Source organism: Polystyrenella longa (assembly GCF_007750395.1).
In the GTDB taxonomy this organism is placed as follows: domain Bacteria; phylum Planctomycetota; class Planctomycetia; order Planctomycetales; family Planctomycetaceae; genus Polystyrenella; species Polystyrenella longa.
In genome coordinates this window covers 5,503,275-5,516,386 of the sequence record NZ_CP036281.1, presented here as the reverse complement: position 1 = coordinate 5,516,386, position 13,112 = coordinate 5,503,275, and the positions used below count along the sequence as shown (strand labels likewise).

The window sequence follows — 13,112 nt, the reverse complement described above, 5'->3', positions numbered from 1 at the left end:
GTCAACATTTTATTAGTCGGTATTAAGAAGTCTCTGCATCCTGAAGTAGTAAGCCAGTCTCGATTCGGCACCTGATCGAATTCGGAACACACTGCGTTTTCGCATACATTCGCCAAGTTACTACCAGGGGCCATCGTCAATGCATCGTTTCTTTCGTTATTCGCGCCAGTTCAAAACATCGCTTTCAGCCCGTTTTTCAAAAGGAACCGCAAAACGACGTGGTCTTCGCCAAAGTCATCAATGCTCTTCACTCGATCAGTTGGAAAGCCGACTTCTATTATCAGCAGGCACCGTTGATCCTCCCGCTTACCAGGAAACTTTCAACGACGGACTGGCACAGGATTTCGAGACTCAGGGTTCGCCTTCGTGGAGCGTGAACAGTGGCGCCTACACTGTCGATACTTCGGGAGGGCTTGGCTGGGGTATCTCTACGGTTGATTTTCGAGGATTTCTGCCTGTCAATTATGAAATGTCCGCACAGGTCACATCCGTTTTCAAGTCTGGCAGTTGGCTCGATGGATTTCTGGTATTCGACACTGAAAGTGCGAATAACTTCAAATATGCAGGATTTTATGCTGGTCAGAATCAATGGGTCGTAGGTGAAATTGTAGACGGGAAAGAGCACCGTTTAGCAGAGGTCGACTGGGACTCCTCAGGACGTGACATTCAAACCAATACGAGCTATACGATTCATCTTTCCATCACCGGCAATCGACTGGAATTGACGGTCAATGGCGAAGCAATTCTGGCAACGACGTTCGAAAACAGCTCTCAGCTAAATCAGGGCTATGTCGGTCTGGCCACCCGGAATGGCATTACCCGATTTGATAACTTTACAGTTTCCGACGAAGTGCTGAGTGGTCGTAGCTTCATTCCTGTACGCGAATCCTTTGAAGATGGATTCGCCAACAACTTCACACCGACAAGTCCGGAATTCTGGTCGGTAGTCAATACCGGGACGGACAGTGTATACCAATCCATCAGTTCACCATCGCAGCCCTTATCTACTTCACTCATAGAAATTAGTGGAACGCTCTCAGAGAACTTCGTTCTCTCGGCGTCTATCAAATCGCTGTACAATCCTAGTGGGGCCTATGATGGCTTCTTAATCTTCGACTACGAAACGGAAACGAATTTCAAATACGCAGGCTTTCTCGCCGGTCAGAACCAGTGGGTAATAGGTCATTTTCGAGGAGGATTTGGCAGTCGCATCGCGGAAGTCGATTGGGACAATAGCGGAAAGACGATTGATATCAATCGGGAGTATAAACTCGATGTAATTGTTACTGGAAATCAAGTTAAATTACGGGTGGATGACGACCAGGTGTTGTTTGGTAGTTTTCTTAGCGAATCAGTTCTAAACCAAGGTCGTGTCGGCGTGATGGGATACAATGCACGAACTGAATTCGATAAAGTTTCCGTTTCAGCCATTTCGGATGCGGGGGACGAGGTTGAAACAGCCTCTGATCTCGGTGTATTGGGAGACTCGATCGTCATCGACGATTCACTGGGAGAAGGTTCATTTGGTCAGGCTGATCTGGTTGACATCTACCGTCTTGAACTAGTAATCGCGTCTAATCTGCATATGCACTTGCGACTGAACACAGCGTCGAATCCTATTCCAGTGATATACGCCAGGATCTATGAAGATTTCAATCACAATGGTGCCCTTGAGTCGTTCGAGCTTGCCGGAACTTTAAATAGTCAGATTACGTCTTCTATCGATGAAGCTTTGCCAGCCGGTCAGTACTTCATTGAAGTTTATATTGTCGCCACCACCGACGAACTGAATTACTCTCTATACTTATCGCAGGATCCACTCTTCTTTAGTATTCCAGATCCAGGTGCCTCTATTGTCTCGGCGTATGATTTTGGTGTACTGGATTTGGCTGTACAGGCAGATAATATGCTCTGGGGACTGGATGCTGTTGACACGTACTCATTCGAGCTTTCCAGTCCGAGTAATGTGTCCATTTCCATCAGTGAGACTCAAACAGCAATCTATGCAAGGTTGTATGAGGACTTCAATCAAAACGGCGTTCTAGACAATTCTGAGCTGGCATTCAATGGGCAGATCTATACCGGTGGTGGCGGCGGCATTGGTGGATTAAGCGGACTGATTGAAGAACATCTACCGAAGGGGCGATATTTCTTGCAGATCTTAAGCTCCACTAACTTTGCATCGCACACAAATGTGAATACGACTTATTTACTAGCAGTTTCGCAAACACCTGTAGTGGTTCTGCCAACGGATCCTGGAAGCACGACTGGAACAGCTAGAAACTTGGGGACAATCTCATCCCCGGTCGATGTTGGCGATCTAATCTGGGGAACCGATGCTTCTGACTATTATAGATTTCATATCTCGAGCTCCACTCAAGTCACCGTCAGCTTATATGATATGTCGGAAGCGGTGGACGGCATTATTTACAAAGACGTGAATGGGAATGGCGTACTCGAATATGCGGAAAGAGTCGGTTTTCCTTTTTTAGGTACCATTGATCCGGGGGCTTCACGCTCATTTAACGCGGATGTGGGCGTCTATTTTATCGTACTGACTTCGGGATCATTATATGGTAACCCATACTATCATCTGAACGTTTCCCAGAATCTCGCTTCCACCATCCCTCTGCTTAGTGACAGCCTGTTTTCCGAAGAGGAACTGTTTGATCTGATCTAATTACAGTGTGAAATCTGTAGTTCATTTTCGTTTGCAAACAAGGCAAAGAATTCCTGAATCAGTCTGGTCCATACATACTGGCTTACGTCTTGGTTCTGCTCCTAATCTGAAGCGAGTTCGCTAGAATGCTCGCCGCGACATTCAGGACATCGGTTGTATGCGGTCATGAAGACTGGCGACAATACACGTTTCGGGAGTGCTAAGACTCAGAGAATGACTATAGTTCCAAAGTAACCCTGCCCTGCACTTTGGTAACTGATTTGATGGAATTACAGATGCAGTTTTGGTACCTGTTCCTGCTCACCATGGTCGGCTGTATGACTCGTGAACAGCAACACGTGATTGACTACCTGCAGACCGAAAATAGCATCCTCCGGAAAAAGATTGGCAAGAAACGGGTCCTGCTGAACGATAACGAGCGTCGTCGCCTGGCGGTTAAAGGAAAACAGCTTGGCCGGAAGTTGCTAAGTGAACTCGGCGCGATCTTCACCCCTGATACCATTCTCCGTTGGCACCGGGAGTTGATCGCCCGGAAATGGAATTACACTTCAAATAAACCTCGTGTTGGTCGACCCCGTATTCGAACGGAGATCGTCGAACTGATTCTGCGGTTCGCGAAAGAGAATCCCACGTGGGGAGCTGATCGAATTCAGGGTGCGTTGTCCAATGTTGGTTTTCACGTCACCGATACCACCGTGCGGAATGTGCTGAAGGCGAACGGTATCGAGCCTGCCCCAGACCGTCCCGCTTCAATGTCCTGGCAGACGTTTCTGAAAGCCCACTGGGAAGCGATCTTCGCCGTTGATTTCACTACGGTAGAAGTCTGGACGAGGTCCGGTCTGACGACGTTCTATGTCATGGTGGTGATGGGATTGAAATCACGACGCGTAGAGATCGCGGGGATTACGACGAATCCAAACAGACAATGGATAACTCAAGTTGCACGCAACCTGACTGGCGACGATGGTTTCCTCGAATGCGCGTCTCATCTGATCCTTGATCGCGATACCAGCTTTCAACCACTACGAGGTTTTCTAAAGGCGTACCGTAAAAAAACTCAGCCGAACTTCAAACATTGAAAAGCCAGAGGTCTGTGAGACACTGACGCCATGAATTCTCAGACGAGTTGGCATCAACGCTCGTCGCTACATTCAGCACAACTGTTGCATCCGGTCGTAGAGACTGGCGACGATACCCGTTTCTTACCGAGCTTATTGCGGAGGATACCATTTTCGGTCTTAAGGTATTCAATCGCCAATTGCTGTTCGCGATTCACCCAACTTGACAGAGTGAAGCCGAGCAGGTGCCAGGGCTGCATCAGAAAATTCATGGAAACAGTTCCAAACGAGGGAAGGGAGTCACTTCGGATCGATAGCCATTCCGTAAGCCGTAGCACTCGAGAATCTCATATCGTCTCCAATCTCCACGACCGGATGCAATGGTTGTGCTGATTGTACTGACGTTCAAAGTCAGCAGCTCGTTCGAGAACAGGGGTAGCCAGTCTCTCTCAGACACCTTAATTTGTAGTGTTTCGAGTTCGGCTGAGTTTTTTTACGGTACGCTCTCCTGCGTATCACATAACCCTTTAAACGCTATACAGGTCACGTTTTCGAAAACCGGCTTTCGACCTGTATAGCGTGTTTATTTCGCGTTTAGGTAACATTTCAGGTAACACCTGATTGATAGTTGGCTTTTTCTGACCAGCGGACAACAGTGAATTCATTCTATCTTTCGATATTGTCTTCCCTGATTAATCGAGCACCTCGTCTAATCCCTCTGCGAAGGCAGCGTCGCTGATCGATGATAGTGCGAGGGCTGCGATTGGTTCTTCGAAGGTGAACTGGCGCGTGAAGACACCAGCGGTGTCGCCGTCTCCGTTGCCGCTCCAGATCACGAGGAAATCATTCCCTTCCGAAGTGGGACGCTGAATAATGGTCGGGTTCCATTGCCGGTTCTCGGTCACCTGATTCGCAAGCTGAGTCGCGGAGACAGAGGAATCGGTTTCATCGAACTTACGGAACTTAATGTCGTAGTCGATACCGGAGTTCTGATGTGACCAGACGACAAGAAACCCACCCCCAGTGTGGTCTGCGACAACTGAGGGAGTCACTTGATTACCGGCTGGTTCCTCATTGACGAGCGTTTCCGATCCGGTCAAAGCGCCGGCGGGAGAGAGACGCCTGGCAAAGATACCGTTGATATCGCCAATGCCCTCTCCGTTCCAAGTGACGATGAAGTCACCCGTTGCTGTCTGGGTGACACGTGCTGCTTCCTGTATTCCGGAAGCGGTTTCATTGACGAGTACTTCACCCGTTAGAGGAGTTCCCGCGTTGTCGTACCGACGGAAGAAGACGCCATTACTGTCCCCTGCTCCATTGCCGTGCCACACGACGCTAAAGCCACCCGCGCTATCCTCTGTCAGTGAAGGGTTGAGCTGGGCTCCGGATGTTATCTCGTTAACCAGAAACTCGGTTCCGAGGGGGGTACCGCTCGCATCAAAGATCCGGGCAAAGACACCATTGGCATCGCCCGGCCCTTTTCCTGTCCAGGTAACGACAAAGCTGCCGTTGTCGAGATAGACGACATCTGCGAGTGTCTGGTTAGATACCGTTTCACTGTTGATCAGGAACTCGCTACCGTCGAGCAAGCCACTGGCGAGGAAGCGTTGACCGTGGATTTCCCAGTTTACTCCTGCGCCGGAATCGGCGTCGGTCTGCCAGACGATGACAAACTGACCCGTCTCCTGCATCGCGACTGAAGGGTTAATCTGGTCTTCGTCTGTTGTTGTGCTGACGATAAACGGTCCGCCCACTTTACTACCATCAGCCCGATACAATAGACCAAAGACTCCGGCTCCGTCGCCATCTCCTTCGTCGCTCCACCAAGTAGTGACGTAGCGACCGTCAGCAGCGGTAGCCGCTGCATGCTGTCCACCCACTCCCGTCCGTTGTTGCCCTTTGGTGGAAGAACTAACGAGGGTTTCCGGAGTGATGGGATTGAGACTGGAGTCTAATGCTCGTGTAAAGACACCGGCTGTGTCGCCATCTCCGTATCCGCCCCACGCGAGGACGTATTGATCACCGCTGGACGTTGAACGTTGAATGATCGTGGGATTCCATTGGCGGTTCTCAAGCACCTGATTGATCGTCTGCTCGCCCTCCGTTGCCACATCACTTCCATTGAACGGACGCAGTTTGATGTCATAGTCGTTTCCTGAATTCTGATGCGACCAGGTAACGAGGTAACCATTGGTGGTAAGATCAGGTGTGATGGAGGGAGTGACCTGATTTCCTCCGGTTGTCTGATTCACAAGAATCTCATTGCCTGTAACGTCTCCCAGGGGAGTTAACCGGCGAGTGAAGATACCATTGGAATCTCCCGTTCCTTCGCCACTCCAGGCGACGATGAAGTCATCGTTGTTGGTTTGCGTAACCGAAGCGGTCTGTTGCACTCCTGCAACCGTCTGATTTACCCGAACTTCGCTTGAGAGTGCGGTACCCAACTGATCAAATCGACGGAAGAAGACACCATTGCTATCGCCAGTACCGTCACCATGCCACACGGCAGCAAACCCACCGGCACGATCAGCAGTGAGTGACGGATTGACCTGGGCACCGGCTGTCGTTCCATTAACGAGGAACTCAGGTCCCTGCGGGTTACCACTCGCATCGAAGATGCGGGCGAAAATACCGTTGGCATCTCCTGGTCCCTTTCCGGTCCAGGTGACCACGAAATGACCATTCGCCAAATATACAACATCAGCTAATGACTGATTCGAAGCCAGTTCGCTGTTAATCGCGATCTCGCCACCATCGAGCAGACCACTGGCAAGGTATCGCTGAGCGTGGATCTCCCAGTTGACTCCGGCTCCGGGATCGCTATCCGATTGCCAGGCGATCATAAACGACCCGTCGGCTTGCATTGCAGCCGAAGGATTGATTTGGTCTTCATCAGTCGTCGTGCTGACGATAAACGGTCCACCGACTTTGCTACCGTCGGCTCGATAAAGCTGAGCGAAGACCCCCGCACCATCTCCGTCTCCCTCATCACTCCACCAGGTGGTCACATACCGACCATCCGCCGCTGCAGCCACCGACCGCTGGCCAGCAACACCGGTCCGCTGCTGCCCCCGAGTTGAATAGCTAATGAGAGTTTCGGGAGTTTCGTAAGTAGGTTCTTCTTGGACAATTTCATTCTGGATCAGTTTTGAGATGAATATATCCGAGTCAGGCTCAAAAATTAGTGAGTTATCAGTTAATTCGTAGGAACCAGGTCCCGGGTCAAAATCGATCTTTCTACGATACGCTCCGGTCAGAAGAATATTGTCAGAAGCATCAATAGAGATTGCGATAATTCGACTGGCATTATTACTTGGGTAGTCAAGTGCCCAAAGGTAATTCCCCTCTGTGTCCATTTTTATAAGTAACGCATTGTCTCCACCAGCAGATTCCAAAGTAGTCGTCCCGGCATTATTTTCAACTTGCATGGAGTCAGTATAGGACCCTACTACGTAAATTTCCCCCTCGGAATCTTCGGCGATTCCCTCTGATTCGATCCAGGATGAACCGCTGATCTTCTGCGTCCATTGCAAATTTCCATTGGGGTTGTATCGATAGACAAAAAGATCACTGTCTCTTCTACTACCTAGCCAAGGAGCTGAGCTATCATCAATAAGTGTTTCAAGCTTTCCGGTGACATAGATATCGCCATTCTCATGGAGTAGAAGACCCCGCCCGCTATCGGAATAACTGGAGCCGAAACTTTTTGACCATTCATATCTTCCTATGTTGTTCAACTTCACAAGGAATACATCTGAGGACCCGATACTGGTGTGGTATTGCCGGGAAGAATCTGGATTGAAATCGACCGTTGAATAGTAACTTCCAGTCAGATACATATTATCAGCATCATCAAAGTCTATATCATTAATATAAACAGCATTATTTCCTTCGAAATGGTTACCCCATAGAAATTGACCAGTGGGGCTGTAGGCAGCAAGAAATGCGTCCGTAGAATCGTCCGCACTCAGGGAGAAAATTGAACTGGATGGATCAAGATCGATCGTATTATTAAAATGTCCAGCGACGATAATATTTCCATTACCATTGAATTTGACAACTTTTCCCAGAATCGAACCCGTGCCGCCAATACTTTTTACCCATAGGAAGTCGCCGTTTTGATTGAGCTTCATTAGGAATGCATCTGACTCGTTGCTACTCGTCCGTTCAAACGTGTTCGGACCTGGATCAAAATCGACAGTGTTGTCAAAATAACCTGTCAGCAAGATATTTCCAGTTCCATCTATGGCTACACTTTCTATGCTTTCATTCCCGTAGCCCTTGATCTCTTTGGCCCATACGAAGTCCCCCGACACATCATGTTTGATCAAATAGCCGTCACGCCCCCCTGTACTTACTAAATCAGGACTGGAGATCGCCGGGTTAATCGTCATCTCACCCTCATAAGAGCCTACGGAATAGACATTTCCTGCTGCATCCGTGCCAATGCTCTTAGCATCCGCATCAATGGATGTATTTCCATTATAACCAAAACCAAATTTAGGCAGCACTCTCTCAACCGTGACATTCACCATGCCTGTACTAGTGAGTCCATCCAAGTCGGTCACTTTCAACTTTACGGAAATGACTTCGGTACTGTCGACGTTGGGGGCCAAGTATGTTGGGTTAATGCCAGTTTCGTCACCATGAGTAGCTTCATTGCCAGTCTCACCGAAAACATCATCGCCATCGAGATCCCATTCAAAAGTGAGAGAGTTGGTGTTTTGGCCTGTATCAGACGTACCTGAAGCATCCAACTGGAGTAGTTTAGTTGATTGAACTGTGTAGGGGCCTCCTGCATTTATGCTCGGAGGACCATTAACTCTATCGGTGCCGGTCTGATTATATCTGGCGATAAACGCCCCACGATCTGTAGTGAGGGAATAGACGTCAATGTCTGGATCGAAGTCTAAATGTCCAAAAAAGTAACCTGTGAGATAAATATCGCCGGCAAGGCTGACATCGAGACCGGATGCTGATTCGGAAAGTTCGCTACCGAAACTTTCTGCCCATAAAAAGTTCCCAGAACTATCTAGCTTTGATACAAAAATATCATTCCCCCCTTTACTTGAAAGGTTGTATACGCCCGGTCCTGGATCGAAGTCTCCTGTCTCTAGGAAATAACCTGTTGTGTAAATATTGTTTTGACTATCAACCGTAATGGAAGCGACTGAGTCATCCCCTGTTCCACCTAGATTTCTAGCCCAGAGAAAGTTGCCTGAACTGTCAAGTTTGGAGATGAAAACATCCATCTCTCCATGGCTGGTTAAGTTGTAAATATCTTGCCCTGGATTAAAGTCAACAGTTCCAGAGAAGCGTCCTGAGGTGTAAACACTACCCTGGCTATCTGTCGAGATAGAATATCCTCTTTCTCCTCCGATGTTCCTGGCCCACAGAAAGTTCCCCAAACTGTCAAGTTTCAGCACATATGCACTCGGGTCCGTTGTGCTTCTGAGATTGTATACATCTGGCCCAGGATCGAAGTCCATATACCTATTTGGTGAGTTTGTTGTGGTACGTAAAAAGTAGCCTGTGGTATAAATATTTCCCGAATTATCTAAAGAGATTGAGTATCCATAATCTATAAACTTACTTCCAAGACCTTTTGCCCAGATAAAGTCCCCGGAACTACTTAGCTTTAATATAAATATATCCTCCGTACTCGATAGACTAATCAGATTATAAGTCTCAAGTCCAGGATCGAAATCCACTGTTCTGCTGAAGAAACCAGTAGCGTAGACATTTCCAATATTGTCTACTGTGATCGAATTCCCCGAAGAATACTTGGGGCCACTGGAGTGTCGACTCCATTGGAAATCGCCAGTACCACTCAGCTTCAAAATGAACATGTTGATTGCGGATGCGTCTGGGTTAGTTAGGTTGTAAACGCCCGGTCCTGGATCAAAATCAACAGTGTTACTACTAAAGTAACCCGTAATATGAATATTGCCATGGATGTCGACCGAGATTGAATTGCCAACATCTTTGTCCGTTCCACCAATACTCTGAGCCCAGACGAGATTTCCTTGAAAATCAAGCTTCGAAATAACGATGTCTTGATCGCCATTACTTGTCAGGTTGTGGACATTAGTGCCAGGGTCGGCGTCGATAGTTCCGCTGAACGATCCAACGATGTAACTGTTACCAGAACTATCTGTCGCAATGTCACGAGTATTTATTCCGTCTAGTCCCTCTTGCACACCGGCAAAATCAAGTTGCAATGGCAAATCAAAGAGATCGATCTTTGTCGAAGTAAGATCTGAGGCTCCACCATCGTCAGTCACTCGTAGCTCAACCGTCACCACTTGTTCAAAAGGGAACATATCGGTTTCAAAAACTGGGTTCATTCCAATTTCATCGCCATATAGAGCAGCTACCCCAATCTCACCGAATAATCCATCCCCATCGAGATCCCATTCGTAAGTGAGTGTTATTGAATCCTGTTCCGCATCAGTAGAGCCTGAGGCATCCAGCTGCAGAGTTTCTCCTGTTTTAATCGAATAGGGGCCACCGGCATCGGCTACGGGAGCCGATAACATCGTGCGATCCTCCAATCGCTCTAGCTGAGTCCAACAGGAAAGCTTATGGGACTGGAGATTGCTTTGTTTCTGACGTACTTTGCGTTTATGGGCACGGAGAAATGACGTGAGATGCGATGTGAAGTGCATAATCAAAGAGGCAACCTGTGTTAGGAGAAATACTAGATCAGGCACAACTCCTTCGGGTTGCATGTTGAAGGATGGCTAGTCGGAGTTAAAAAAGTCTGGATGCAACCATTACAGCATCTGGATGCTGACCAGTCAACTGTGCGTCTGGCAGCCCGTTGAAAACCTCAACTTCAGCTTCGTTGGCAGTAAATCGTGTCAGTGATTCTGATGGGTGCTGGAAAATGGGGGAATTCGGCGGATGAACGTTTTGAACAGGCAACGACTCCGTATGGCTCTGTTAAACCGCGCTAGGCGGGCTGTATCAAGTCCAAACAACCCGCAAACCCGTATCGTAAAAAACTCAGCCGAACTTAAGACTCTACAAACTAAGGTATCTGAGAGAGACTGGCTACCCCTGTTCTCGGACGAGCTTCTGACGTTGGACGTCAGTGCAATCAGCACAACCATTGCTAGAGTCTTAAGTTCGGCTGAGTTTTTTTAAGATACGGGTAGTGAATCTCAATACTGGGGCGGGGAGATCTGTTCGACATTGATTTGCATCCGGAGCACCTCAACAGGATCGCCGAACTGGGTATAGACTGCAACGTCTGCTGCATCACGACCATAGGCAATCGCCACTCGTCCTCCTTTCAGATTGTCCTGGGTCGGGTCGAACGTATACCAGCGCCCGCCTACGTAAACTTCAAACCAGGCATGTAGGTCCATCGGTTGCAGTGTTTCCAAATATCCGACTACCAGTCGTGCGGGTATCGACAGGGCGCGACAGCAGGCGATCCCCAAGTGAGCCATATCGCGGCAGACTGCCTGTGATCTTTCATTGACTTCGCAGGCGCTGATGATTTCCTGACCCTCACCGGGCGCATATTTTATGTTCGTGCGAATGTATTCCACAATTTTGTTGCACTGGTCGTAGCCGGGGGCCACTCCTTGGACAAGCGAGGAGGCCATCTTTGAAAAGCGGTCTGATTCGCAGTAACGGCTGGGCAGCAGGAAAGGGAGTGTATCTTCGGGTAACTGTTCGACTGGGATAAAGAAGGCGCCAAAAGCAGTATCAGAGGAATCGGCGACTTCAATGTCAAACGAAGTCTGAACTGAAAACGAGCCGGCGGGGGCCACCAGTCGCTGACAGAGATTGCCGAACGGGTCGGTGAATTCGATGGCAGAAATACTGGGTTTTAACACATACTGTTCGCGACCCACCCATTGCTGTTTCCCGCTACGGGGCCGCAGCATGAGTAGGAAGGGGGTATCCACGGGGATATTGAAGTCGAGTAAACAGGAAGCATGCAGCCACATATAGAATTAAGTCCAAAAATTGATTCCAGCGTTCTCGATTCCGCACGCAGGTCATATAAGCAGTTTCAAAACTTCTTAAGTATAGGGAACAGCGTATCGTAAAGAAAATCATTCGACGACGAAAAACAGTGATTCCAAGCGATTGTGTTGCTGACAAGTAATGGTTTTCGGACGAGATTGGTTTCACGACCTATACGCTGCTATCAGATTCGACGCTAAAGTGACCGTTCGAGCGCAGCGGTAGCTCGGAATAATGCGTGAGAATTGGGGCCTGCGAGCGATGTTGCCAACTCGACTGAGAATACATGCCGCCGGAGTCTCACAGACCCCTTAATTTGCCGTGTTCTGCGATCGGCCGAGTTTTTTTACGGTACGTTATTGTCTATTGGGATTTGGCGTAATCCCCGCGATCTCAAAGCGCCGTGATTTCAGTTCCATTACCACCTTGACGTAGAACGTGGTGAGATCGGTCTTCGTTCAGACTTCTATCGTCGTGAAGTCGACGGCAAAGATAGTCTCCCAGTGGGCTCTTAAGAACGTCTGCCAGGACATCGAGGCAAGGCGGTCGGGAGCGGATGATGCCGTTCGCCTTAAGCACATTCCTGACGGTCGTACCGGTGATGCGATAATCGACGTTTACCAGGGCACCTTGAATTCGATCGACTCCCCACGTCGGGTTCTCTTACGCGAACCTCAAGATCAGTTGGATAACTTCGGGTTAAATGCACGGCTAATCCGTTTAGATTCTCAATAGCAGTCGACAATGTTCGTTTACTTCAAGCTTGGCTACGTCGCCCTAAGTACTTTTAATGTATGTGTCTGCTGATTGTTGTCAATTGTCATCTTTGTTAACGTTATAGAATCTGACTTGAACGCATTTCTTCAATTACTAAGCAGGTTCAACAACAGCAACAGACGAGTAGCTGTTGATAAAACAGGCTGCCAAGGAACTGGAGGTTTTGCAAATATCGTCATCAGGGAAGGTCTCAATGATCCACCCGCTGGACAAGCCCATTGTCGACAAATGAGTCCCGAACCTAGAACACTGCTGGTTCTGCGATCGTTGTCAATTTGTGGACTGAATTATTTGGATTTTCGATGTTATCAGAAGGTGTAGGAGCATGAAGACATTCGCTTGCAAATGTAGCAATACGATTTTCTACGAAAATACTCTCTGTGTATGTTGCGGCAGTGAACTGGGGTGGTGCCCGTCCTGCAATCGTATGACTGCTCTACTACCTCACAAGGATGAAAGTTTTCGATGTGGCCATAGTGATTGCAGTGCCGTGTTATTAAAGTGCAATAACTATGCAATCGAAAAGGTTTGTAATCATTGCTTTACCGTTTCAGCAGAACTATCACGGCCGGACGGACTTTGCGACTACTGCGACTTCAACGACACGATCCCTG

The 13,112-nt window shown here is 48.4% G+C and carries 5 protein-coding genes and 1 pseudogene; 3 read left to right on the top strand and 3 right to left on the bottom strand.

The genetic code is table 11. The features are described 5' to 3' along the window. The first annotated feature begins 139 nt into the window (after nt 1–139). Together Pla110_RS20240 and Pla110_RS20235 are read left to right on the top strand one after the other, a co-directional pair. On the top strand, nt 140–2,680 hold the full coding sequence (locus Pla110_RS20240; protein ID WP_144998647.1) for a hypothetical protein: 2,541 nt from the start codon (nt 140–142) through the stop codon (nt 2,678–2,680). Nucleotides 2,681–2,955: 275 nt separating this feature from the next. Next, nucleotides 2,956–3,759 (top strand): hypothetical protein, encoded by an 804-nt coding sequence (locus Pla110_RS20235; RefSeq protein ID WP_144998645.1) that lies wholly within the window; start codon nt 2,956–2,958, stop codon nt 3,757–3,759. Nucleotides 3,760–3,812: 53 nt separating this feature from the next. On the opposite strand, the gene Pla110_RS20230 is transcribed toward Pla110_RS20235, so the two are convergent. The 3 genes from Pla110_RS20230 to Pla110_RS20220 form a co-directional block, all read right to left on the bottom strand. Further along, complete coding sequence (locus tag Pla110_RS20230) at nt 3,813–4,010, bottom strand: hypothetical protein (RefSeq protein WP_144998643.1); 198 nt, start codon at nt 4,008–4,010, stop codon at nt 3,813–3,815. 420 nt (nt 4,011–4,430) lie between these two features. Continuing rightward, the gene (locus tag Pla110_RS20225; protein WP_197440333.1) at nt 4,431–10,277 is read right to left on the bottom strand and encodes an SBBP repeat-containing protein; all 5,847 of its coding nucleotides are present in this window, start codon (nt 10,275–10,277) and stop codon (nt 4,431–4,433) included. A gap of 627 nt (nt 10,278–10,904) precedes the next feature. After that, nucleotides 10,905–11,702, bottom strand: a complete 798-nt coding sequence (locus Pla110_RS20220) for a transglutaminase domain-containing protein (RefSeq protein WP_144998639.1) — start codon at nt 11,700–11,702, stop codon at nt 10,905–10,907. 1,121 nt (nt 11,703–12,823) lie between these two features. Between Pla110_RS20220 and Pla110_RS23210 the strand changes: the two are divergent. After that, a pseudogene (locus Pla110_RS23210) lies at nt 12,824–13,108 on the top strand (zinc-ribbon domain-containing protein); the annotation flags it as partial. Nucleotides 13,109–13,112 lie beyond the last annotated feature (4 nt).

Bases quoted from the DNA above. Each gene is read 5' to 3' on its own strand.
- Pla110_RS20240 (WP_144998647.1), top strand. From the start codon at position 140: ATGCATCGTTTCTTTCGTTATTCGCGCCAGTTCAAAACATCGCTTTCA.
- Pla110_RS20235 (WP_144998645.1), top strand. From the start codon at position 2,956: ATGCAGTTTTGGTACCTGTTCCTGCTCACCATGGTCGGCTGTATGACT.
- Pla110_RS20230 (WP_144998643.1), bottom strand. From the start codon at position 4,010: ATGAATTTTCTGATGCAGCCCTGGCACCTGCTCGGCTTCACTCTGTCA.
- Pla110_RS20225 (WP_197440333.1), bottom strand. From the start codon at position 10,277: ATGTTATCGGCTCCCGTAGCCGATGCCGGTGGCCCCTATTCGATTAAA.
- Pla110_RS20220 (WP_144998639.1), bottom strand. From the start codon at position 11,702: ATGTGGCTGCATGCTTCCTGTTTACTCGACTTCAATATCCCCGTGGAT.